The organism is Actinomycetes bacterium, assembly GCA_022599915.1.
Lineage (GTDB): Bacteria > Actinomycetota > Actinomycetes > S36-B12.
In genome coordinates, this window is the sequence record JAHZLH010000018.1 from 20,055 (window position 1) to 43,813 (window position 23,759).

Genomic DNA, 23,759 nt, shown 5'->3' on the forward strand with positions numbered 1-23,759 from the left:
AACTCAAGACCATGGCGGGCCTGTAAGGGCATTTTCCGGATATTAAGGTAGGCTCACAACTCCCCCTACCTACCCCCTCCCTGCAAGGTTATAAAGCCTCAGGTGGCTCTTCCAATAGACTTTGTGGCTGTGAATCACTTATTCGGGGGCTTCGTCGACCGTGCCGCACCCGAAATTTGCCGCCCCGCCGGCGCTTATCTGCTGGACCGGAGATCGTGATGCGCGCGACTAGACCAGGTCCCAGCTCATCGGAAATCCGGGCCAGCACTTTGTCTTTCAGATATCTCATCTGCAATGCCCATGATTGCGAATCCGCCACTAGCGCCACCGTGCCACCGTCCGCAGGCCGAAATTCTGCGACCTTTACGTGCTCAGCCACCTGAGGACCAACGATGTCGACCCATCGATTCAATAGTCCAGTTATTGCCAGTCGATCGGAATGTCCCTGACCCTTGACCCAGTTGTCGAGCGCTCGGCCCAGGAGCCCTGGGTCGCGATCATCAGACACGGAGCTGCTGTAGTGCGACCCGGACGGCTTACGGGATTGCTGATAGCGATTGACACCAGCCGCGCGTACCCGCGCAAGTGCCTGCGCGGCCGCATCCACGGTCTCTTCCGCCATGGTTGTCAGCATACGGTCTGGCCCACTAGTCCATCGGTTGCACGTGGGAGGTGCCCTGCTGGTCGACACTCCAACGCTGCCCGACCAACTCCACGGGAATATCGCTCTCTACCGCTGCAGTCACTAGTACCTGCTCAGCGCTACTGATGGCCGCGACGAGTCGAGACCGGCGCTGTTGATCGAGTTCTGCGAAGACGTCGTCCAAGATCAGAACCGGCGGCTCCTCACCTATATCGGTCAGCACTGTGAAAGAAGCCAGTCGTAGCCCCAGAGCAAGTGACCATGACTCACCATGACTTGCGTGAGTTCTTGCTGGCATGTCGTTTAGTCGGATCGCTAAATCATCTCGGTGCGGTCCCACCAACGTGCTGCCACGTCGTAGTTCCTCTGGCTGACGTTCGGCTAGTGCTGCTGCCAGCAACGCGGTGAGTTCTGGAAGGCTGCTGGCCTCCGCTAGTCCAGCCACGCTCGAGGAGTACTTAATGGCACAAGTGTCAGCAACCGGACTAATGGCCCGGTAGGCCGCGGCCATCGGTTCCTTGAGTCGCCGGACCGCATTGATCCGACCCCAGGTCAGTTCAGCGGCCGGCGGGAGGTACCGGTCATCCCAGACCCGCAGCGATGCTTCGAAATCTGATTTGGCCATGCTGGTACCTGATCGCAGCAGGGCGTTACGTTGCTTGAGAGCCTTGTCGAAGTCAGCGCGGACGGCCGCATAACGTGGTGATGCTTGCACGATCAGGCCATCAAGAAATCGTCGTCGATCGACTGGCTCCCCTTTTGCCAATCTCAGGTCCTCCGGTGCGAAGGTGACACAGCGGAAGATCCCCAGTACGTCGCGACTGCGAGGGAGGGGGGCCCCATTGACGCGAACCTGGTTTGCCTTGCCTGGGTTGATCTGTAGGTCGATGGCGGTATCTCGGCCAGCTATCACTACTCCAAGACGAATTACTGCCCGCTCTTGGCCAACTCTTACTAGTGCCGAATCGGTGCTGACCCGATGACTAGTTAGCCCAGCCGCATAGCCAACTGCCTCAACTAGGTTCGTCTTTCCGCGACCGTTGGGGCCGCACAGAATGACCGCACCGGACTCCCAATCCACGTGAGCCTTGTCATAGGAGCGAAAGTCCTCGACATCGACAGAGCGAACCCACATAGACGATCAGCTGAAGCGCATCGGCATCAGCAGGTAGCGGTATCCTGACTCGCCAGTCGTCGGCTGGAATACTGCCGCCTTGCTGGAGCCGTTGCAAGCAATGTCCACTTCGTCGACCTTCATGGCATTCAAACCCTCCATGATCAGTTCGGGGTTGAACGCAATCTTTAGTGGTTCACCTTCCAGACGACATTCCAAAGATTCCGCGGCCAAGGCATCGTCAAAGCCACTCGCACGCAGCAGTACTTCGTCGTCTGAGATCGTCAGCGTGATGGGGGTGTTCCGCTCGCTGGTCACAATCTTCACGCGCTTCACCGCAGCCATCAAATCCTCGGTAGCAACCGTTACCCGACTGCTAGCTGAGTCCGGCAGCAACGCCCGGTAGGCAGGAAACTCACCGTGTACGACCCGAGTGATCAGTTCTCGACCAGCAAGACTAAAGCCGATGCGGCCTTCCTCCCCGTCAGCCAAGGCAACCTTCACCATCTGCTCGGCTTCTAGCGAGTGGGCGAGGTCAGTTAGCTGGCGAGCCTTGACGAGAGCGCTCAACTCGTTGCCACTGCCGGCCGGGCGCCAAGGAAGTTCTCGGATTGCCAATCGGTACCGATCAGTGGCTACCAGAGTCATGCTGGTGTCGCTCAGTTCAATCCGCACCCCAGTTAGCGGCGGCAATAAGTCGTCGCGGCTGGCGGCAATCTGCACTTGTGCGATTGCCTCGGTGAAGGTCTCGGCGTCCACTTCACCGCGATGTTCCGGCATGGCGGGCATCTCAGCTTGCTGATCCAGCGGATAGGTGGGCAGTCCGAAATTGGCTCGACCGCACCGAACATTCAACCGGCTTCCATCCAGCGTCAACTCCACCGGTTGCTTCGGTACCTCTTTGGCAATGTCGGCGAGTAGTCGACCAGGAACCATGGCAACGCCAGGCTCATCAACTACGGCAGTCACATCTGCTCGTGTCGATGTCTCGGCATCAAAAGTACTGAGTTGAATGACGTCAGTGCCGGCCTCGATACGGATACCTGCATGCAGTGGCGACGAGGGTCGGCTGGGTAAGGTACGCGCAGCCCAGCCGACGGCCTTTTTGAGTTCGTCCTGTTCCACCCGAATCTTCATGGTTCCTCCAGCGATCTGCCCGCTCATCCTGCCATACCGGGTCCGATAGGAAATCGCCTGTCCGCAGCCTTTTGAAATGGCAACTAGATCGATAACTCACTGTGTTGCGGGAACGGGACACCATCCACATTCCCTTAGGTGAATTAAGTTTCTAGGAGTTAAGTGGTTCGTAGTAGTCATAGGTACTGGGGATAGTGTGGAAAACACCCGATTTGCGCTGGGTTTATGCGTGTCTCTATCCAGAGCCAACCTGTGTAGTTCTCAGCCGGACTGTGTACGAGTGTGGATAAGCAGCTTCGACAGTAAAACTTTTCCCTGTTTGCAGGGAACTACAAGATTGTGTTTCCAGCACCTGTCAACAGGTAGTCAACAGGTAGTTACAACTGGTGGCGGGGACTCATGTCTATGCGAGTAACAGCGGTCATTGGTACAGGGATCGAACGCGGTTGTTCCAGCCGTAGCGAACCCCTGCCACAGCTACCAGCACGACGGCTGCCGCGACGGCTGGGATTTCCCAATCAGATTTTTCCATACCTCTGATGTACCGCGATAGTCCGACGGTTAAACATCTCAAGCTCACCACTATTGAAGAACTGTCCAGTGAAGTCAGGTGGCGCCACGGGGCACCGTGGGCGGCTTGCGGGAGGCCACGGCCGGCCCGCAAGGGGTACTCAGTAGGGGCGATGACTACGGGCTTGCGTCTTCACCCGTTGCGTCAGGCTGTCCACCTGGTTGTACAGGCTGCGCCGTTGCGCAATCTCCTTACGAATCTTCCGCTCCGCATGCATGACGGTGGTGTGATCACGGCCGCCAAAAGCTTGACCTACCTTGGGAAAGGACATGTCGGTCAGTTCCCGACACAAGTACATAGCAACCTGTCGCGCAGCTACCAAGCTACGGCTGCGGGAAGGCCCACACAGATCATCGATACTGACGCCGTAGTACTGCGCGGTTTCCGACATGATCAGACCAGCAGAGATCTCTGGTCGTCCCTGATCGGAAATCAGATCTCGCAGCACTTCCTGAGCCAGATCAACGGTGACCGGTTGCTGATTGAGGCTGGCGAAGGCAGAGACTCGGATGAGCGAACCTTCCAACTCTCGGATGTTGTTCGAGATTCGGTCGGCGATGTATTCCAAGACATCGTCAGGGACCCGGATGTTGTCCTGAGTCGTCTTCTTACGCAGGATCGCAATTCGGGTCTCGAGGTCCGGTGGTTGGACGTCGGTGATCAAGCCCCACTCGAATCGTGACCGCATCCGGTCCTCGAAATCCGGAAGCTGTCGGGGGTGAATGTCACAGGTGACCACGATTTGCTTGTCGTTGTTATGCAGGGTGTTGAAGGTGTGAAAAAATTCTTCCTGAGTCTGCACCTTGCCGGACAAGAACTGGATGTCGTCCACCAACAGCAAATCGACGTCGCGGTAGCGACGCTGAAAAGCTGCCGAGGAGTCATCACGAATCGAGTTGATGAACTCATTGGTGAACTCTTCGCTCGATATGTAGCGCACTCGGGTGTGTGAATACATCTCCCGGGTGTAGTGACCAATGGCGTGGAGCATATGAGTCTTGCCAAGACCACTTTCGCCGTAGATAACGAGCGGGTTGTAGGCCTTCGCTGGTTGTTCAGCTGCTGCAACTGCGGCGGCGTGGGCGAAGCGGTTACTTGAACCGATGACGAAGCTTTCGAAAGTGTATTTGGGATTGAGCCGGGATTCGGTGTTGTCGGTGACAGATTGCGGCGTTCCCGTTCCCGGGCGTCCAGGGGTGGGGCTGGGGATTGTGACATCGGGTTCACTGGGGGCTGATCGAGGTGAGGGTGGTGTGGCAGCGGCGTAGGTGGCGTCAGCTACTTCGTCAGTGCTGGTCTCATCCAATCCGGGCGCCAACTTGGGATCGACCGTCAATGCCAACTGCACGTCGTGATTGAACAAGCGACTGAGTTCGGTCAGGAGCGGTCCTTGGTGCTTGGTTTCCACGGAATCCTTGTGAAAATCACTCGGGACGGCCAACACGACCGTTTGCCCGACCATGCCTACTGGTTGGATCAGTGAAAGTATTCCGCGCTGGTGCGGAGTCACCGAATCACTGTCACTAGTGATCTTGGTGATGATCTCCGGCCAGAGCTGCTCCAAGGTTGCTTCCCCACCCATACGCTCCCCTTCGAGGTGCCATCACCGATGTTGCTGTGTGAGTACACAGCAACATCCACAACCTGTGGATAGTTCACGAGTAGGTTTGACCCCCAACAGGTAGTCCTACTTTTCCCTCCGGTGCGGTGCGACAGTAGTCCTCCGGGCTGGGGGTTCGTCAAGCGAGATTCCAATATTTCTTTGCATGTTCGTAACTTTTTCGGCGTGTCGACTTAAACCGGCGGGGTCAGTTACCTATCTTGACCACCCCTAGGGCCGTGAAATGTCGATTTTCGGTCACATAGGGTTTGACCACATCGGGCCAGGTTCCGTACCGTAGGGGGATTGCCCGTTGGGTACATCGTGTGGAGGAAGAGGAAACGACCATGTCGAAGCGCACCTACCAGCCGAACAACCGGCGCCGCGCCAAGAAGCACGGCTTCCGCCATCGCATGCGTACTCGGGCGGGGCGTTCCATCATCAAGTCGCGTCGCAGCAAGGGTCGGGAGCGGCTCGCCGCCTGAGATCGTGTTGCCGCGGCCACAACGCCTGACCCGCAGTGCCGAGTTCACCGCGGTAATGTCAAATGGTTCCCGTGGCACCAGCGGTCGGATCACCGCTCACGTCTCCCCGGCCGCGTCAGCAAATAGTCGTGTCGGGCTTATTGTCGGCAAGAACGTCGGTAATTCAGTTCAACGGCATCGAGTTTCGCGAGTTCTCCGGCACGCGATGCCGGAGGTCTTTCGCAGCGTTCCCACAAGGGTGGATGTGGTGCTCCGTGCACTGCCTGGTGCAGCGAAACCGGGCCGCGATCTAGCGACAGAGGCAGCAGTTGCCACCCGTAAGGCGGTGGCTCGCTTATGACTCAGCCAACGACGCCAGCGAAGAAACTCCGGGATGCTGGGGCTGTGTCGGTGCAACCAGATTCACCAGGTCAACGCCCGAATCGCTCGCTGGGCAGTCGGCTACTCAACTGGATGGGTTGGCCGATTCGGATGTTATTACAGGGTCTGATCCTGGGATATCAGCGTTTCATTTCACCACTGTTCGGCAGTAGTTGCCGTTATCACCCATCATGTTCCGGCTACGCGCTGGTGGCCATCCGTCGGCACGGCGCTTTTAAAGGAAGCGTTCTAGCTGGTTGGCGGGTGTTGAAATGCAACCCCTGGAGCGGTGGCGGTGTGGACCCGGTACCTCGTCGCGGTCGGTGGCTTCCTAGTGTCAAACCGGATGGCACACCACGAAATCGGACCGGCGAGACGTTAAACGAAATACCCCAGTCTCGGCAGGATTGACTGAGATTTTCGGCTATCGTCTTGGTCGGGTACCCTGCGCTGAGGGTTGCTCACTGCCGAGCTGTGGTACCCGGCGGTTTTTTCCTCCCCGGAGTGAGCGACACTAGAATGTCACGTCAAGCCTGTGGAGATACCTGTGTTCCTGTTGGACTGGTTGCGAACAGCCGTCTCCTGGATTCTCGTGCAGTGGCATCAGCTACTGAGCGCGGTGGGCATGGATCCAGCCAGTGGCTGGACCTGGGCGTTTTCCATCGTCGGACTTGTCATCGTCATCCGAATCTTGCTGATCCCGCTGTTTGTGAAGCAGATCAAAGCGCAACGAAATATGCAGCTGATTCAGCCGCAGATGAAAGAGATTCAAAAGAAGTACGCCGGGGATCGGGAGCGGCAATCTCAAGAGATGATGAAGTTGTACCGGGAAACTGGTACAAACCCGTTGTCGTCGTGTCTGCCGATTCTGTTGCAGATGCCGATCTTCTTCGCACTCTTTAGCGTCCTTCAGGGCATTGCAACGAACACCAAAGAAGGCGTCTTCAACTGGGATCAGTACGACGCCCTGTTCCAAGAGGCTAGAGAGGCCGCAATTTTCGGGGCACCTCTTTACGGCACTTTTCTTTCCGCTGATGAGGTGGCTGCGGGCGGCTTCAGCCCGGTCGCGACTCGAATAGTGACTTTTGTATTGATTGTGCTCATGGTGGGGACCACCTACACCACCCAGCGGCAGTTGATGTTGAAGAACATGGCGGCTGACAACCCCATGGCTAAGCAGCAGAAGATCCTGCTTTACGTCTTCCCCATCATGTTTGGCGTTTTTGGCATTAACTTCCCGATCGGTGTCTTGATCTACTGGTTCTCCACGAATGTGTGGTCTATGGGTCAACAATTCTACGTAATCCGCAACAATCCGCAGCCCAACACACCAGCGTACGAGGCGTGGGAAGAGCGTAAGAAGTCGAAGGAAGCCAAGAAAGCGGTCAAGCGTGGCGAGGCCGAGTCAGTCGAAGAGGTCCTCAAGGCCTCCGAGCCAAAACAAACCCCGCGAAGTCAACCTAAGAAGAAGAGTCGTTCGCAACGTAAACGTGGTCCAGGGTCGCAAAATCCGGACCCCCAGGCCTAGAGCGACCCTCACGACAAGGAGCACACATGCCGGAGGAAACTCAACCAGCGGGTGTCTTGGCGGACCAAGACACCCCAATTCGGGAAGACGAGCAGGACACGGACACCGCAAGTGATAACGGCCAGGCAGTCGAGGAAACGGACAACGCCGGGCAGGATTTGCCAGCCGACGCCGGTCTGATCACCGAGGGAGATGCAGCAGCCGACTACCTAGAGGCCCTACTGGACATCATCGATCTCGACGGCGACATCGACATCGACGTGGAGAATGACCGGGCCTCAGTCGCGGTGGTTGAGGTGAATGATGGCGAACTCAGTCTACTCGTTGGTGATGGCGGGAAAACACTAGATTCCTTGCAAGATCTGGTGCGCCTAGCGGCCGCACGAGAGACTGGTCATCGCTCGCGACTGATGTTAGATGTGGCGGGATTCCGAGCTGCTCGTCGGCAAGAACTGCAACGAATTGCGGTTGCAGCTGTGGCCGAGGCCAAAGCTGCGCAAGGCCCAGTTCGACTGGATCCGATGAATGCTTTTGAGCGCAAGGTCGTTCATGACGCGGTGGCCGAAGCGGGACTGGCTAGCGAGAGTGAAGGCAGCGACCCAGAACGCTACGTCGTGGTGTCTCCTGTCTGACGTGTTTCACGTGAAACAAGCGGCGGATCTGCCGAAACTTGCGGAATACGGCGAGATTCTTGCCACGCGAGGTATTGAACACGGCCTCATCGGTCCCCGAGAGCGTGATCGGCTGTGGGAACGGCACCTCTTGAACTGTGCCGTCGTCGCGACCGACTACGAACTCTTACCCACTGAGTCCACCGTCATCGATGTCGGCTCCGGGGCTGGATTACCGGGAATCATTTGGGCACTGTGCCGGCCGGACTTGCGGGTGACGCTTGTGGAATCACTGTTGCGCCGCAGCCAGTTTTTGGTTGATGTCGTTGCGGAACTGGGAATCGCCAGTCGCGTAGATGTGATCAGGGGGCGGGCTGAAGAGTTGACGGACCTGCGAGCCGATGTGGTGACCGCCAGGGCAGTAGCGCCATTACCGAGGCTGCTGCTGTGGCTCCGCCCATTGATGCACACGGACGGACAGTTGGTGCTGCTCAAGGGGGATAAAGCAGCGGCCGAAGTTGCGGTAACCGTGGAGTTGGCCACATCGCTAGGTCTCGGTCAAGCCCAAATCATGCAGATCGCAGGCGAGGGACTGAATCAGCCGACAACAGTGGTGCGTTACCGGCAGCACGACGCGGTATGAGGCATCCCTGACGACAGGGACGGCGTCCACGAGCCAGCTACCCACATGCCTGGCTGCGACTCTCCCACCCGGCTGAGCGAGTCGACCTCGGTCGGGGGTTAGGCTTGGTAGCCATGGGGAGAGTCAAGGGGTTTGGGGAGTCAATGGCTACTGCTGACCGGGTTGAGTTCTGGGAGTTCATGTCCCCCTTTGGTAGTTCGGTCACCCCCGCCCGCGAATCCGATCTGGATCGAGGAGTGAATATGAATGTTTCACGTGAAACACCCGATGAGCACTCTGACTCAGCGGCAACTTCGAGCCAAGCGGAAGTAGAGCCCTCGCCCACCCTCAGCCCTGAACTGGCTACAGATGTGGTGGCTTTGCGTGATGCACTCAGCCTGCCTATTGATGATCTGCTGGCCCCCTTACCAGAGACTCGTCTGATTGCGGTGGCCAACCAGAAAGGCGGCGTAGCTAAGACCACAACGGTCGTCAATGTGGCTGCCGCACTTGCCGCTCTGGGTCGCAAGGTGCTCGTTGTTGATATGGACCCACAAGGAAATGCTTCCTCAGCGCTGGGTGTCGAGCATAGTCCTGGTACCGCCGGTACGTATGAGGTGCTGGTCTCGGGAAAGTCCATAGCCGATGTTGTCGTTGCGATCGCCGATATCTCCACGATTGGTCTGGTTCCTGCGACGGTGGATTTGGCGGGTGCTGACATCGAACTCGTCAGTCAGGTCGCTCGGGAGAATCGACTTCACAAGGCCGTCGAACTCTATGTCTCCGAGCGACGCGAGCAGGGGGATCCGCTGGATTTCGTGCTGGTGGATTGCCCGCCAAGCCTTGGGCTTCTCACGGTGAACGCGTTGGTAGCGACATCGGAAGTACTGATTCCGCTGCAGAGTGAGTATTACGCCCTCGAAGGCTTGGGCCATTTGCTCAGCACTGTGGAACTCATCCAGCAGCATTTGAACCCACAACTTCGTATCGCGGCCATCCTGCTGACAATGTTCGACGGTCGGACCAGACTCGCACCCCAGGTTGCGCAAGAGGTCCGTGAGCACTTCTCGGAGCAGTTGCTGGACAGTGTTGTCCCGCGTTCGGTTCGTCTCTCGGAGGCACCCTCGTACGGCCAGACCGTCCTGCAGTACGACCCGAACAGTGTGGGCTCTCGTGCTTATCTTGCAGTGGCACGGGAGCTGGTGGCCCGCATGGAGTCATCGCAACCAAGCCACACGACGGTGACAAGCGAAGACGAGAATGAATAATTATCCACAAGTATCTCCACAGCATATTTTGACCTGGGGATTGTCAAGCCGGCCCCAAAATGTCTGGTTGTGACCTTGTGAAAATACTACATCTGGGGCAAATCGGACATTTCGCCTCGCTGAGTGCACACAGAGTATCCACAGGACGTGCTGTCCGTGGTGCCAAGCGGGAAAGAGGGAGCAAGAGATGACACAGCGTCGTGGATTGGGTCGAGGCTTAGGAGCGCTGATTCCTACAGCACCAGAAAATAGTCAGGATCTGCCGCAAGACTCTCCGCAGGTCATTGACCTGCGAGAACCCAGCCCAGGAAGTGAACTGGCAGCCTCAGTCGCGACTGCCTACCGAGAGGTTCCGCTCGACACGATCTCGCCCAATCCGCGGCAACCCCGGCAAGTATTTGATGAGGAGGCGCTGTCCGAGCTTGTTCATTCCATCAACACCATCGGACTCCTGCAGCCCATCGTGGTACGACCTGCGACTGGCGGCTACGAACTGATCGCCGGTGAGCGCAGACTGCGCGCCAGCAAACTCGCGGGACTGGAAAGCATCCCGGTATTTGTCCGGGAAACCGAGGATGACGCGCTCTTGCGAGATGCGTTGCTGGAAAACCTGCACCGATCCTCACTCAATGCGCTGGAAGAGGCGGCGGCCTACGACCAACTCCTCAAGGATTTCTCGTGCACGCAAGAGCAACTCGCGGAGCGAATTGGTAGATCACGTTCTCAGATCGCCAATACCTTGCGCTTGCTCAAGCTTCCGCCGAAGGTGCAGCGCCGAGTCGCAGCAGGAGTGCTCAGCGCAGGTCATGCGCGGGCGCTGCTGGCCGCTGACTCCGAGCAAGAGATGGAGACTTTGGCGACACGGATCGTTGCTGAAGGACTGAGTGTGCGAGCAGTCGAGGAACTTGTGATGGTGGGTGAGTCTGGCGGACGACGGCGGCGCGCGGCCACCCCGCGACAGATCCCAGTGGAGTATGAAGCAGCGGCGGATCGAATCGCTGACCGTTTGGAGACTCGAGTTCGGGTGGAATCTGGCAAAACCAAAGGCCGGATCATCGTCGAGTTTGCTGCGGTGGACGACCTTGCTCGCATTGTCGACATCATCGAGGGCAGTGAATCTCAGCCCTCTTGATCGGTCAGCCTCGGTCGATTGCTCGGTGCACCAGTTGGGCGAACACTGCACCTAAATCCCGTGAGGCGGCCTCGACCGCCTGCGGCAGCAGTGAGGTTTCGGTAATTCCGGGCGAGACGTTCGCCTCTAAGAACATGGGTTCGCTGTCTTCCCCCACGATTAAGTCGATGCGTGAGTAGTCCCGCAGCGACATGTTCTGGTGGACGGCCACGGCAATGTCCTCCACCCGAGCAGCGGTAGCCTGATCGAGTCGGGCGGGGCTAAAGAACTCAGTAGCACCGGCGGTGTAGCGGGCGTTGTAGTCGTAGAAGCCACCGTCCGGGACAATTTCAACTGCGGGTAGTGCCACCGGACCTTCATCGGTATCAATCACAGACACGGCTAATTCAGTCCCCGCAACGTATCGCTCAACTAGTGCAACATCGCCGTAGGCGAAGGCACCAACCATGGCAGCGGGAAGCTCAGTAGCCTCGTGCACTATCGAGGCACCCAGCGCTGAACCCCCGCGCGTGGGCTTGACCATGAGTGGCAGGCCGAGCCGATCCACCAATCGGTCAAGCAACTGCGCTGCCCCCAGTTCGCGGAACATGGAATGTGGCAAAGCCACCGAATCGGGAGTAGGTAGTTGCCAGTGCCGAACAACGCCCTTGGCCACCGACTTGTCGAAGGCAAGACGTGCAGGATCTGCAGGTGAACCGACAAAGGGAATCCCTACCGTTGTCAAAACATCAGACAGGGAGCCATCCTCGCCACCGGTACCGTGCAGTGCTGGCAGGACACACTGCGGGCGGGCCTCGGCAAGGCGCTGCAGTAAGGAGGCATCAGCGTCGGCAGTAGTGACAGCGAGGCCTTGCGATCGCAAGGCCTCGGCGACCCGACGACCCGATCGGATCGATACGTCGCGCTCTGGGGATAGACCGCCGCAGAGAACGAGAACCGTGGGAGTTTCATGGAGGTTGGACATGAGCGCCTCTCAGAGCATGTCGGGGGTAGGTACCGATGAGCCGGAAGGATGGTGCAGCGCACTTGCGGTACCGAAGGTTTCACCGATCTGTAGTTCTTGCTCCATCACTGCAGCCAGTCGGCGAACACCTTCCCGAATTCGATCCGGTTCCGGGTAGCAGTACGACAACCGTAGATGGCGGCGACCCTGACCATCAGCATAGAAACCGGTACCGGGAACGTAGGCGACCAGCGCAGATACCGCGCGGGGAAGCATGGCGGTTGCATCCAGCCCCTCGGGTAGCGTCAGCCAGGAGTAGAAGCCGCCGGCGGGACGTGTCCATTCCGTGCCGGGTGGCATCAGCGCATCAAGTGACTCCAGCAGTGCGTCCCGTCGCTCACGGTAGACATCCCGAAAAACTTCGACTTGATCACGCCACGGTTGGGTGGCTAGGAACTCCGAGACGACTCCTTGGGTGAAGTTCGATGGGCACAGCACGGCTGCCTCAGCGGCCAGAACCAGTTTTTCCCGGACACCGTGAGGTGCGACGGCCCAACCAACGCGTAGACCTGAGGCCAGCGTCTTCGAAAAAGATCCTAGGTATACGACCTGGTCGCTGTCGTCAGCCCGCATGGCTCGGGGTACGACGCCGTCAAAGCCCAGCAGCGCATAAGGGTCGTCTTCGAGAACTAGCAGATCTTCGCGCAGGGCGATGTCTAGTAACTCCTTGCGGCGTTGGGGTGGTTGGGTAATGCCGGCGGGATTGTGGAAGGAGGGGATCGTGTAGATCAACTTGATCGTTCGACCAGAGGCCCGGACGTCCGCGATTGTTTCCTCGAGAGCCGCCGGGATCAGGCCATCGCCGTCCATCGGAACGTGAACGATGTCGCACTCGAAGGCGCGGAAGATACCCAAGGCGCCCACGTAACTTGGTGACTCTACGAGAACGACATCGCCGGGGTTGCAAAAGATGCGAGCCACCAAGTCAAGCGCCATTTGCGAACCAGCGGTTACGACGATGTCATCAGGATGGGATGACACCCCCATGTCAGACATCACGTCAACGATTTGCTCTCGGAGCACGGTGTCTCCTTGCCCGGAGCCGTATTGCAGAGCTTGAGCGCCACGTTCGCGGATGAGTCGCGATGCAGTTTCAGCGAGGGCATCGAGCGGGAGCGCCTCTACGTAGGGCATCCCACCCGCCAGCGACACCACCTCAGGGCGAGAGGCTACGGCGAAGAGTGCGCGAATCTCCGAGGCGGTCATACCGGCTGCGCGATCGGCGTACGCCGCAATCCACGGATCCAGCCGGGATCCAGGAGCGGGTGGCAGATCGGCGGGATTCACGGTTCCTCCTCATCGAGCGCGGTGTCGACTCTGGTGTTACTTGGACTCTACGATGCCTGAGTGAGCACCAGAATCCCAACTCGCCCGTTTCTCGTCGCTGCATTTATTTTCGCAGCGGGGCTAGCGGCGGGATTCTCTTGGTCGTTATTGCACAAGAATCCTAGGTCTGCGTACTTGCGGCAACTGCAGCAGGATCAGCTGCGCTAGGGCGCGAAGAATCGCACGATCGTATCTGTCATGACTCTAGCTAGGTTGTCCAAATGCTGAGGTTGGGACAGGGCACCAGAATCGTTGACATCGCCGGTGTTACCTATAGCGATTCGAACCGCAGGCATGCGGGTATTTCGCAGGATGTCCCAGGTGCGGGGCTGGGGCCCGGCACTGACTGCCGTGTTTTCCGCCGTGAGTTCTTCCAACAACATCGCGGCCATCATCTTGCCCGGTACTGAGTGTGAGCCACCGTCTCGACCGAAGTAGTAGGCACTGATCCCGGTCGGCTCGTGTTCCCGACTAAAGGCGGTCAAGGAGATAACTAGGTCGGCGCTGAGTTCGTTGCAGATTCGCGCACGATCGGCCTCTTCCGGTGGTGGCGTTTCATCCGAAGCTAATGGTGTGGTGACTACGACGTGAGCACCTAACGGGATGAGCCGACGTTCCAGTCGGCCTGCAACGTTCGCGCATAGCTGGCAGGCTTCGATGGAGGGATTTGCCGAGGTGGCTCCCGGATCCAACACCACAATCTTGCCTTGGATGCCGGTTCGCGTTTTCTGCAGCGCGATCCGGTCCCGTACCTCCTGGCTAGACTCCTGCCCTACCGTGCGTCGCAGTTGCCCGAGGGATCGATACGTATTGGGTCCGCAGACACCATCGGAACGCAGCCCAAGGTTGCTCTGAAACTCTCGAACTGCTTGGTCAGTTGCGGGGCCGAAACTGCCGTCTTCCTTCCCGCAGGAGAAACCCATGGCGTTGAGCCGGCTTTGCAGTTCCAGCACGTCCTCCCCCGAGGTGGGATGACCTGCGGCGTAGGCGAGTGTCCGATCCCCGAGTTTCCAGCGAGCTTCTTCCAATCGCCGAAAGGTCTCCGGGCCGACGATTCCGTCAGCAGTGATCCCCCGTTCGCGCTGGAATGTGCGCACTGCGGCTTCCACTTCCTCGTCGAAGTCGGCACTAATGAGTTGGGTAGTGCTCCAGGCTGCCGGATTATCTTCTTGTTCCAGCGGCCCTTGCCGCAGTCGGTCGCGCTGTAGGGACTCCTCAGCGAAGCGCGAACCTGGCAGCAGGCCGAGGCGGGCCAGCCTCGCCCGTACTTCGGCAACGGCCGGTCCTCGGTCACCGATTCGTATCAAAGACATGGTGCAACCGGATGGCTGGTCACAGAAATTCAGCCAGATCCTTCAGCAGTGCCTGTTTGGGCTTCGCCCCAACAATTTGCTTGACGACCTGACCGCCTTGGTAAACGTTGAGCGTTGGGATGGAGACCACTCCATAACTAGCCGCGATTTGCGGATTCTCGTCAACGTTCAACTTCGCGACCGTGATCTTGTCAGCATGTTCGCCAGCGATCTCTTCCAAAACCGGAGCCACCATTCGGCAGGGTCCACACCACTCCGCCCAGAAATCGACAAGGACTGGTTTATCTGATTGCAGTACATCGGCGGTGAACGACGCTTCGGTGACTACGGTTGTGTTTTGACCCACGAGGACCTTCCTTCTTCTTCTCTCAGCCTAGGCGACCGGGATGGTTACCGCCGCATCACTATGGCTGTGTTGTACTACTGACCAGCGGCAAGATCAGCCAGATAGCGCTCGGCATCCAGCGCGGCGGCACAGCCGGTTCCTGCTGCCGTGATCGCCTGACGGTAGGTGTGGTCCACCAGATCACCACAGGCGAATACGCCCGGAAGTGACGTACGGGTTCCAGGGGCGTCTACGATCACGTATCCCTCATCATCCAAGGTGACCTGGCCCTGCAGGAGTTCCGATCGGGGGTCATGACCAATCGCCACGAACATGCCGGTGACGGGCAGTTCACTGGTGTCGCCGGTCTTGCGATTCCGCAGCGTGAGGCCGGTCAGTTTTCCATCACCGTTTGCCTTCTCCACCATGGTGTCCCAGATCATCTCGATCTTGGGGTCATTCAGTGCGCGATCAGCCATGATCTTGCTGGCACGCAGTTCATCCCTCCGATGAATCAGGAAGACCTTCTTCGCGAACCGGGTGAGGAAGGTCGCTTCTTCGACCGCAGAGTCTCCGCCACCCACGACGGCAATGTTTTGATCCCGGAAAAAGAAACCATCACACGTAGCGCACCACGAAACCCCGTGCCCGCTCAGTTCCTTTTCGCCGGGAATTCCCAGCTCGCGGTACCCGGAGCCGGTCGCCAGGATGACGGCCTTGGCGCGGTGTTCCTCGCCGTTACCGTCCGTCAGGGTTTTGATGTCACTCGTCAAATCCACTTTGGTGGCGTCGTCAGTGATGAGTTTTGCGCCGAACCGCTCGGCTTGGGCTTTCATGTGCTGCATGAGCTCTGGGCCCATGATTCCTTCGGGAAATCCAGGGAAGTTCTCCACATCAGTGGTGTTCATCAACGCTCCGCCAGCGGTGACTGCCCCCTCGAAGACAATCGGCTGCAATTGTGCTCTGGCAGCGTACAGCGCTGCGGTGTAACCGGCCGGGCCGGAACCAACAATGATCAGATCGTGGACTTCGCTCACCGATACCCCTGTTCCTTCAGCTGAATCCTAACTGGACACCGGGCTATAACGTCCGGCGGTAGCCGGATCATTCCCTAGTCACTCCAGCTCGGTGCGGTGGACAACCGTGGGCGAAGGGGCACAATCTACGACAAGTGCCTCAGATGTTTCAGTGGCAACGACTGCTACCAGCAACTCTTCCCCTTCGAAGTCTGCGATATCGATGGCAACCACAGTTTGATCGGGGATTACTTCCAGCAGGCAGTTGGAGATGTCGGCGGCAACCGGGCTGGGCGCGGGGGCCGTAGTCCGATCGGACGGAATGGCGTTCCCAGTGGGTGCCGGACAGGGCGAACTGCCTGCAACGAGGTCCTTGGCTTGATCGGCTAGTTCGGCTTGGGTGTAGTCTCGGCCACTTTGCTGGGTGACTGGACCGAGGTCGCCGCCTTCGACAACAGGGGTTTGACATCCTGCGGCGATCGGCTGCGGTTCGGGATCAGTGCCCCCCGGGATGACAACGATTCCCACTAGAAGCGCTATCGCGGCAGCTGCTCCCAGCGGGATCCACCAGCGATTACGGCGGGGTTCCTCGACTGTGCGGCGTTGCTGTTCTTCCGCGAGCGCGGCGGTGATGCGCTCACTGACCGAGGCTGGGATTTCCGGAGCAGGCTGAGCGGACAGTTGCCGGCGGATTTCATCCTGTTCGGGTTCACTATTGTCGTGGGGGTCATTCTTTGTCATCGTTCACCCCGTCGGTTATCCGGCTGCTCTTGGTTGGGACGTCGCCCGCTTCGTTATGGTTCCTGAGCAACTCCGCCATCCGCTGTCGGCCACGAAAGCATCGACTCTTGACGGTACCTGGTGGGATTTGCAGGATTTCTGCGGCTTCATCGACCGGCCATCCTTCAAGATCGACCAGCGTCAAGGCGATCCGTTGTTCGTCGGGTATTTCCGCAAGCGCGGTCATCACCGTCAATCGAGTGACATGTTCGGAAATCTGATCCCGACCATCGTGAGTGCCGACATCCGCTTCGGTATCAGGTAGCGCAATCGTGGGTCGATTCTTACGCGATCTCATCCGGTCCAGGCAGGCGTTCACGACGATCCGGTGCAGCCAAGTGGTCACTCGGGCGTCCCCTCGAAATGAACTGGCGCGCCGAAAAGCCGAGATCATGGCATCTTGCAGCGAGTCGGCGGCATCATCTGGGTCGCGGCAGGTGCGCAATGCTACTGCCCAGAGTCGATCGGAATGTCGCCGAAACAGTTCTGCAAAGGCATGCGGATCGCCATCGACGTGGGCAGCGAGGAGTTGCTCGTCGCTGGAACTATCGGTGGACTGCATGGCAGCACGAGCCTACGCGGTTTGACAGCCCACCACGGGCAACCCCCCGAGGTCAGCCCAAGATTCGAACTTCGCTGATGCCACCGACATAGTTCGTGCCATCGAACGGCAACCGAGTGAGTTTGATGAGGACGAAACGAGTAGCAATCGCTTCCGGGGTGCGAACCCGAATCTTTTCGCCAGCGCCGGTGATGCTGAGAATCTCGTTGAAGTTGGCGGGCTTGTTGGGGTTCTTCGTCGTGGTTGCCACTGCAAAATCAGCCCCACTGTCGGTCATGCGAAGATCGATTGCGCGTACCGGTCGAACTGCCCCCAGATCGAGGATTAGCCCGATCCCTTCCTCGGGTTTGGGTTCGGAGAAACTGTAGGTCTCCGTCGTCCAGGCAGTGACTTTTCGCCCGTCGACAGCCAGATTGACCAACTCGGGATTTTCGCTGCCATCGCCGGCGGGATCATGATCTTGGACCGCCACTACTGGGAAAGGACGTTCCTTGACCGGTGACGGTTCATTGGGTGTGGCACCGTCCGCTGGTACTTGTGCCGGTGCGTCCTCTGCCTCGGTCACGCGATTTCCCACAGTGAGTTGCCAGAGCAGCAGCACTAGGCCGCTAATAGCCAGCAATGCAATCAGCAAGGTGCCCACACGCCCCAGCAGCCGGTTGGTGGCCCGGTCAGTATCGTCATGATGCCGATCTCCGGCTGAGGTGGCGCCGAGGACCCCTGCGGCATTTTCCAATGCGTAGACGCACTCGGCCATGTCCTGGTAGGACTGATCGCGGGTATTTCCCAGTGTCGTTAGTGAACGGTTGATCACCCGATCGAGGGCGGTGGGCACATTGGGCTCGACTGCCGAAGCGGCAGCTGTGTTTCCACCGGCCAGCGGGGCCGGTGGAAGTGCTGACAGTGTGCCCGGCCCAGGCCACTTTCGAGTTAGACCCACGTATAGCAGGGCCCCGACTCCGTGCAGATCGGCCGCAAACGGGTCGTCGAACGGATCCTCACCGCGAAGAACCGCGTCCACTCCGAGGCCGCGCAGTCGGACTTCCCGAGTATCGGTGATCATGACCGATTGGGGCCGGAGTCGCCCGTGAGTCACACCCGACTGATGAGCACTCTCCAGCGCCCGTGCTACCTCGAGAGCCACGATGGTCACCTCTTGTGGTGACCAGCCATCGTCCAAAAGATCAAGCCAACAGGTTCCGGTGACCCATTCGGTGACCACAGCCAGTTCCTCATCGGTTTCCACCACATCTAGGACGCGCACCGTCCTGCGATCGAGTACCTTGGCGGCACCAGCAGCCGCCTCGCGGAGACGGCTGGCGCGAGGGTCCGCTTGCGGCAGGATTCGAACTGCCACCGTGCGATCGAGAGCCGGATCTCGCGCGAGCCAAAGCGCCGTTCCGGTGCTTTCCGCTACGAGGTCCAGCAGAATATATCGACCCACCTGACGCTGTGAAATAGATGAATCTGGGGGGGTCGACACCTGTTCATGATAAGCCAAGATCTCCCTCCGAGCCCTAATCCTGGCGCGCCGATCAGTCGTTGGGGTATTGGAAGGCTGCTGCGGTCAACGAACCGCGGTAGCCAGTCACTAGCTGGTGGCGGGGCTGGTATAGGTCTCTGTCACCCGGGAGAGATGCTCGATGGGGCCAATCCGGTAGGCGACCAGAGTTTGGATATCCCGATCAATCACCACCGTGACCGAGCCATCTCGCTCAACGGTGATGGCCTCCGGTGTGACGTCAATGCCTCGCGTCTGCGCGCGCGTGTAGGCAAGTTTTGCCGCCTCGTCGGGCGATGCATTCTTCAACACAATGGCATCGGTGGCGATGCGGGCGACTTGCCGAGCGTCGTCAGCGGCCGACACCTGGCCATACGCGATAGCCATGACATCGAACAGCACAACGCCGCCGACGACCAAGACCAGGATTAGCTTCGTCAGCCATCCCAGCACAATGGCGCCGGCATCGTCGTGAAAGCCCGTTGCACCCATACGTGAGTAATCGGCACCAACTGGCAGGTCCTTAAATAGTGGACTGCCCCAGACTGTGGGCATCGTCACGATTCGCTCTATCTGTCGTGCGGGTGGTCGCCGTTGTGATCGGGCTGTGCCTCATTATGCCCGCTTATTTCCTGGGATACGCGAGATCGCGCCACCGGCCCAGCCGAGCACCTCTCTCATTTCAGGAACCCGCAGCAGCCAGGTCGCAGCGACGAAGACGACGAGAACCACAATCGAGGTGAGCCCAAGATCCACCAGCGCGTCCAGTTTCGAGTCACCCAGCAGAAATTGGGTTCCGGTCACCGCCACGGTCAGCACCGAGGCAACCATTGCGACAGCCGCGGCCAACGCAAGCCGAAGGAATACCGCAATGGTGTGACGAGAGTCGATGCCACCGTAGGAGCGACTCAGGACGGGCCAGGCCACCAGTAACGTGACGATACTTGCCAGAGCGTAGGCAGCGGCCAGCACGTTGACTTCCGGGCCGCCGGGAGCCGCCGCGGGGAACATGGCCAGTGCTAGGCCGACGAGAACCCCGTTCATCAGAATGGAGAAGAAGAACGGGGTTCGGGTGTCCTCCCTGGCGTACCAGCCTCGCTGCAGCACGTAGTAGAGCGTGAAGGCCGGCAAACCCAGCATGAAGATGGAGATAACGATGCCCAGTTGTTGGGCTTGCGCTGCATTGGCAGCGCCGTAGTTGAAAAGCAAAGCAGCGAGTGGCTCGGCCGCGAGGAATAAGGCGATAGCCAATGGCGCGACCACGGTCATCACCAGTCGCATGGTGTGGCCGATTTCGCGCCCGGCTCGCTCTCGCTTGCCGGCGTGAACTAGTCGCGACAGTCCCGGTAATTGAGCGGTCACGATCGAGACCGTCACGATGCCGTGGGGGATCATGAAGACTGCGTAGGCGTTCGTGTAGGTAGCAAGACCGGCTGCCGGTTCTCCTGCCTCGGCTGCATTGACGTTCGCCAGGGTGGCTAGCCGCGTGATGACGATAAAGCCCAACTGGGTGACGCCCACGAGTCCGATGGTCCAGCCAGCGAGTTTTCCCGCCTTACCCAGTCCCATTCCCCGCCACTTTGTCGAGAACCGCCAGCGGTAGCCCGTTCGTAGTAGCGCCGGTATCAGGACCAAAGACTGGGCCACAATGCCGAGAGTCGTTCCGATGCCCAACCAGGCGGTCTGCTGCGGATCCAGTAAGCCCTCGTCAGCTGCAGCAGAACCGAAAATCACGATGAACGACAGATAAGTAGCGATTGCCACCAGATTGTTGAAGATCGGCGCAACCATCGGCATAGCGAATCGGTTGTGGGCGTTGAGTACCTGGCCAACCATGGCGTAAATGCCAAAGAAGAAGATTTGCGGCAAGCAGTACCGAGCGAAGGCAACCGCAAGATCCACCTGCTCCTGCGAGTAGGCCGGTGTGACGTACAGGTTGACAATCCAGGGAGCGGCAGCAACCGCGAGGATTGTCACCAGTATTAACAAGACGCCGGTGGCAGACAGTAGGGCATCGGTGTAGCGCCGACCGCCGTCTGCGTCGTCGTGCATCCGGCGGACCAGTTGTGGCACAAAAATGGCGTTCAACGCGCCACCGAGAATCAAGACGTAGACGATGTCGGGCAGCGAGTTTCCGAGCGCGAAGGCATCGGCAGAAATCGTTAGACCGATAGCTGCTGCGAGCGCAGTGTTGCGAAAGACGCCCGTGATCCGCGAGACAACGGAGGCAGCCGCCATGGTCGCGCTGTTGCGCAAGAGACCAGATTGTTCCGCTTCGTTGACCTCTGCGCTGGCGAGTTCTGCCTCCGTTCCCGCCAATGGGTCGGGCGGGCCGCTCCCGCCGTCAGGTTCACGCTCGGTCATTGGGCTGACTGCCTTTCCTGGCCCGGCGTCGCAAAAGATTGAGGCCCGCGAGCAGTACTAGTGCAATAGCTCCTACTCCCACGATGAGCCCGGCAATCCGGCTAGCTGCAGTGGAGCGGACTTCCAGTGAGGCATCTTCGCTATAGAGGCGCCCGCGGGAATCTTTGAGCACGACGGTCACCTGGACTGGCTGGCTGCTGAGAACGCGAATGGGGATCTCTAGGCCGGCCTTGGTGCGCGGCTCAATGGCGATGAGGTCCGGGGCGGCGTAGTCCAGCGCCAGCCCCGAACTGGAGCGCAACTCAACGGCGAGAGTGACACTGCGATCAAGATCGTTGGCGATCGTCAGCGGCAGCACTCCAGAGTCACCAGCTAGGGTGACCGTCCCCGATGTGATGACCGAGACTTTCGCCCGCTCCGCGCTTAACTGCGAATCGACGGTGTCCAGAAACGTGTCGCGCTTCTCGGTTTTGCCTCGCCAAAGGCCAGACGTTGCTCGCTGCAACGCCAGTTGAAAATCCTCGTTGAATCCCGCGGAATCATCCACGATTCCCAGCAAGCCGTTCAGTTGTCGCTGAAGCTTGCCGACTCGATCTAGATAGGTCGCAGGCAGTTGCCTCTTTGTGGGCTGCTCGGCGGTCCATAACTCTTGTCGAGCCACCGAGTCCGTGGCGGACAGTAACGTCTTGAGCCCGGTCAGCCGTATCCAATCGGCGCGAGATAGCTGCTTGAGTAGTTTTTCCGACCAGGCGATGGGCGGGTCCCAGGTCAGCGGTGGCATCGTAGCGACGATTCTGGGTTCTGCGGGGCGTTCCAGTGTGATGAGGGCCGTCTCCGCCAAGAAGCCTTGGAGCGCAGCGCTTTGTTCCGCCGAAGATTGCAGTCGCCCAGCCAGGTACTGCCCCAGATATGTGTCGGTGAGGGCGACGTCGAGTTGCGTGCCGCCAGCGGAAATCGTCGTTTTCCCGGTGGGGGTAAATGGCAGTGCCGGTAGTGGTGGGAAGAGGTCATCGGGCATCACCGCTGTCCTCGTCCCAGCGTCTGCGACTGCGCTCATCGCCGCAGGACGCACCCGTGAGTTACCGGAAATAAAGACGTCACTGGCGCGCGACCCAGAGCTCAGATCGGCTCGGATCACCCGGGGCAGTGAGATGGATCGGGCGAGAATAGCGTTAAGCCCACTGTCGGAGATGGCATCCACGTCCGCGACAGCGAACTGCGGCATCAGTGACCAAGTGTTGCGATCCAAGATTGCCCGGAGATTCCTTGCTGTTGCTGCCGCAGCGGAGGTCGACTCGCCCGGAGTACGTTCCCCGCGGACTTGGATCGAGTAGCCACTTGCTAGTTCCTCAGCGGATTGCAGGGTGGCGCTGTCGATTAGCCACGAGACTCGTTGCCCAGTTCCCAACGCAATAAGGTTCGATAGCCGTCCTTCGGGTAAGTAGTCCGCGATCACTTGCGATTCGACCACTAGTCGCTGAGCAGCAACAGCAGGTCGTTGGGTAATCGGCCACAGCAAAGCCAATTGCGAGGGTTCAAACTCTGCCGTCGGCGGAAACCACGGAAAGACCGTTCCCGTCGATGCAACGCTTAGCTCACCGGATAGCGCTTCAACAAAGACTGCGAAAACGCCACCGGACTCGGGGAGGGCTAGTTCGGTAACTGGCACTCGGATCTGAAAACTGATCTGCTGGCCTGGCTGCAACCAGTCGCCGAACTCCTGTCGCGTTCCCGCGACCGGTACTCCGGCTCGCACCGTTGAGCCAGCAAGTACCTCGCGTACCTCCTGACGACTGGCCAATGGCGGTGGCGAGTGACGCAGTTGCACGGCGGGAGTGACGATGGGCGAGTCACTGGTATTCGCGAGGCGCCCGGAGACGCGAAGATCTGCATCCGGCTGTGGTGCAGCTGGTGTGATCGATTCGATCAAGAGTTGTGGTTGAACCGTTTCATCCGCGCTAGTCGACGGGGTTACGGCCAACAGCGTGGTCGCCAAGAGTGTGGCCAGCAGGTATCCGGCGTACTTCATGGTGCGCCACCACCAGTGAGTATTTCGCGAGCTTTGTGGAACAGTTTTCGCTCATCGGAGTACGCAAGCCGCTTGGCTAGGTTGTCAAAGGCGATCCAGGCTACGGACTCAACCTCGGGATCCTCATCGCTCAGTGAGCCGCCGCTGCTAACCATCAGAAAATGGTGGACCGTCTTGTGAATTCTCCGGCCGTCAGCGGTAAAGGAGAAATCTATGACGCCCAAATGGTCCACAATCTGTGCGTCGATACCGGTCTCCTCCCGAACTTCACGCAGAGCGGCCATTTGGTTGCTCTCCCCGAACTCGACGTGTCCTTTGGGGAAGGACCAGATGAGGCGGTTGCAGCGATCGTAGCGTGAAATTAGAAGGCCCTGAGTGGGGGTCGGCAGGCTATTGACTACCAACCCCCCCGCGCTCGTTTCCTCATTGACGGGATCACCCATCCACAGATTTCGGGCTGACCGACCCC

At 59.1% G+C, this 23,759-nt stretch carries 25 protein-coding genes; 9 read left to right on the top strand and 16 right to left on the bottom strand.

The window, feature by feature from the left end; all coding sequences use genetic code 11:
• Positions 1-88 precede the first annotated feature (88 nt).
• The 4 genes from K0U62_03085 to dnaA form a co-directional block, all read right to left on the bottom strand.
• Positions 89-622, bottom strand: coding sequence for a DUF721 domain-containing protein (locus tag K0U62_03085; protein MCH9800502.1), 534 nt, complete (start codon positions 620-622; stop codon positions 89-91).
• A gap of 25 nt (positions 623-647) precedes the next feature.
• A complete protein-coding gene (gene recF, locus K0U62_03090; GenBank protein ID MCH9800503.1) occupies positions 648-1,778 on the bottom strand; it encodes a DNA replication/repair protein RecF in 1,131 nt (376 codons plus the stop codon).
• A gap of 6 nt (positions 1,779-1,784) precedes the next feature.
• Entirely contained in the window at positions 1,785-2,894 is a 1,110-nt protein-coding gene (gene dnaN / locus K0U62_03095) for a DNA polymerase III subunit beta (GenBank protein MCH9800504.1), read from the bottom strand.
• Between the two features lie 671 nt (positions 2,895-3,565).
• Positions 3,566-5,047, bottom strand: coding sequence for a chromosomal replication initiator protein DnaA (dnaA, locus tag K0U62_03100; protein MCH9800505.1), 1,482 nt, complete (start codon positions 5,045-5,047; stop codon positions 3,566-3,568).
• Positions 5,048-5,412: 365 nt separating this feature from the next.
• Here dnaA and rpmH point away from each other — a divergent pair, with 365 nt between their 5' ends.
• The 8 genes from rpmH to K0U62_03140 all read left to right on the top strand — a co-directional run bounded on the left by rpmH (position 5,413) and on the right by K0U62_03140 (position 11,071).
• The gene (gene rpmH, locus K0U62_03105; GenBank protein MCH9800506.1) at positions 5,413-5,550 is read left to right on the top strand and encodes a 50S ribosomal protein L34; all 138 of its coding nucleotides are present in this window, start codon (positions 5,413-5,415) and stop codon (positions 5,548-5,550) included.
• A gap of 4 nt (positions 5,551-5,554) precedes the next feature.
• Positions 5,555-5,890: a ribonuclease P protein component gene (rnpA, locus tag K0U62_03110; protein ID MCH9800507.1), complete on the top strand. Its 336-nt coding sequence runs from the start codon at positions 5,555-5,557 to the stop codon at positions 5,888-5,890.
• Between the two features lie 131 nt (positions 5,891-6,021).
• Entirely contained in the window at positions 6,022-6,321 is a 300-nt protein-coding gene (yidD, locus tag K0U62_03115; protein MCH9800508.1) for a membrane protein insertion efficiency factor YidD, read from the top strand.
• Positions 6,322-6,457: 136 nt separating this feature from the next.
• A complete protein-coding gene (yidC, locus tag K0U62_03120; protein ID MCH9800509.1) occupies positions 6,458-7,438 on the top strand; it encodes a membrane protein insertase YidC in 981 nt (326 codons plus the stop codon).
• 26 nt (positions 7,439-7,464) lie between these two features.
• Positions 7,465-8,070 (top strand): KH domain-containing protein, encoded by a 606-nt coding sequence (locus K0U62_03125; protein MCH9800510.1) that lies wholly within the window; start codon positions 7,465-7,467, stop codon positions 8,068-8,070.
• Complete coding sequence (gene rsmG / locus K0U62_03130) at positions 7,988-8,692, top strand: 16S rRNA (guanine(527)-N(7))-methyltransferase RsmG (GenBank protein MCH9800511.1); 705 nt, start codon at positions 7,988-7,990, stop codon at positions 8,690-8,692. Before K0U62_03125 ends, rsmG begins: the two co-directional genes overlap by 83 nt.
• Before the next feature lie 242 nt (positions 8,693-8,934).
• Positions 8,935-9,939 carry a ParA family protein gene (locus K0U62_03135; protein ID MCH9800512.1) on the top strand — a complete coding sequence of 335 codons (1,005 nt, stop codon included), beginning with the start codon at positions 8,935-8,937 and terminating at the stop codon, positions 9,937-9,939.
• Between the two features lie 187 nt (positions 9,940-10,126).
• The gene (locus K0U62_03140) at positions 10,127-11,071 is read left to right on the top strand and encodes a ParB/RepB/Spo0J family partition protein (protein MCH9800513.1); all 945 of its coding nucleotides are present in this window, start codon (positions 10,127-10,129) and stop codon (positions 11,069-11,071) included.
• 4 nt (positions 11,072-11,075) lie between these two features.
• Here K0U62_03140 and K0U62_03145 read toward each other — a convergent pair whose 3' ends face one another.
• Positions 11,076-12,035, bottom strand: coding sequence for a D-alanine--D-alanine ligase (locus tag K0U62_03145; GenBank protein ID MCH9800514.1), 960 nt, complete (start codon positions 12,033-12,035; stop codon positions 11,076-11,078).
• A 9-nt stretch (positions 12,036-12,044) separates the two neighbouring features.
• Positions 12,045-13,280, bottom strand: coding sequence for a PLP-dependent aminotransferase family protein (locus K0U62_03150; GenBank protein MCH9800515.1), 1,236 nt, complete (start codon positions 13,278-13,280; stop codon positions 12,045-12,047).
• Positions 13,281-13,421: 141 nt separating this feature from the next.
• On the opposite strand from K0U62_03150, the gene K0U62_03155 reads away from it, so the two are divergent.
• Positions 13,422-13,568, top strand: a complete 147-nt coding sequence (locus K0U62_03155; GenBank protein MCH9800516.1) for a hypothetical protein — start codon at positions 13,422-13,424, stop codon at positions 13,566-13,568.
• On the opposite strand, the gene K0U62_03160 is transcribed toward K0U62_03155, so the two are convergent.
• From K0U62_03160 to K0U62_03205, 10 genes are all read right to left on the bottom strand, one after another.
• Positions 13,565-14,713: a peptidoglycan-binding protein gene (locus K0U62_03160; protein ID MCH9800517.1), complete on the bottom strand. Its 1,149-nt coding sequence runs from the start codon at positions 14,711-14,713 to the stop codon at positions 13,565-13,567. The two genes, K0U62_03155 and K0U62_03160, sit on opposite strands and share 4 nt — an antisense overlap.
• A gap of 19 nt (positions 14,714-14,732) precedes the next feature.
• A complete protein-coding gene (gene trxA / locus K0U62_03165) occupies positions 14,733-15,059 on the bottom strand; it encodes a thioredoxin (GenBank protein MCH9800518.1) in 327 nt (108 codons plus the stop codon).
• 74 nt (positions 15,060-15,133) lie between these two features.
• Positions 15,134-16,075 carry a thioredoxin-disulfide reductase gene (gene trxB, locus K0U62_03170; GenBank protein ID MCH9800519.1) on the bottom strand — a complete coding sequence of 314 codons (942 nt, stop codon included), beginning with the start codon at positions 16,073-16,075 and terminating at the stop codon, positions 15,134-15,136.
• Positions 16,076-16,153: 78 nt separating this feature from the next.
• Entirely contained in the window at positions 16,154-16,795 is a 642-nt protein-coding gene (locus K0U62_03175; GenBank protein MCH9800520.1) for a hypothetical protein, read from the bottom strand.
• Positions 16,782-17,396: an RNA polymerase sigma factor SigM gene (gene sigM / locus K0U62_03180; protein ID MCH9800521.1), complete on the bottom strand. Its 615-nt coding sequence runs from the start codon at positions 17,394-17,396 to the stop codon at positions 16,782-16,784. Before sigM ends, K0U62_03175 begins: the two co-directional genes overlap by 14 nt.
• 52 nt (positions 17,397-17,448) lie before the next feature.
• A complete protein-coding gene (locus tag K0U62_03185; GenBank protein MCH9800522.1) occupies positions 17,449-18,879 on the bottom strand; it encodes a protein kinase family protein in 1,431 nt (476 codons plus the stop codon).
• A gap of 108 nt (positions 18,880-18,987) precedes the next feature.
• Positions 18,988-19,458, bottom strand: a complete 471-nt coding sequence (locus K0U62_03190; protein MCH9800523.1) for a hypothetical protein — start codon at positions 19,456-19,458, stop codon at positions 18,988-18,990.
• Between the two features lie 54 nt (positions 19,459-19,512).
• Positions 19,513-21,261, bottom strand: a complete 1,749-nt coding sequence (gene murJ, locus K0U62_03195; protein ID MCH9800524.1) for a murein biosynthesis integral membrane protein MurJ — start codon at positions 21,259-21,261, stop codon at positions 19,513-19,515.
• Complete coding sequence (locus K0U62_03200; protein ID MCH9800525.1) at positions 21,248-23,290, bottom strand: hypothetical protein; 2,043 nt, start codon at positions 23,288-23,290, stop codon at positions 21,248-21,250. Before K0U62_03200 ends, murJ begins: the two co-directional genes overlap by 14 nt.
• Positions 23,287-23,733 (bottom strand): NUDIX hydrolase, encoded by a 447-nt coding sequence (locus K0U62_03205; GenBank protein ID MCH9800526.1) that lies wholly within the window; start codon positions 23,731-23,733, stop codon positions 23,287-23,289. The genes K0U62_03200 and K0U62_03205 overlap by 4 nt, the downstream gene beginning before the upstream one ends.
• Positions 23,734-23,759: the final 26 nt, after the last annotated feature.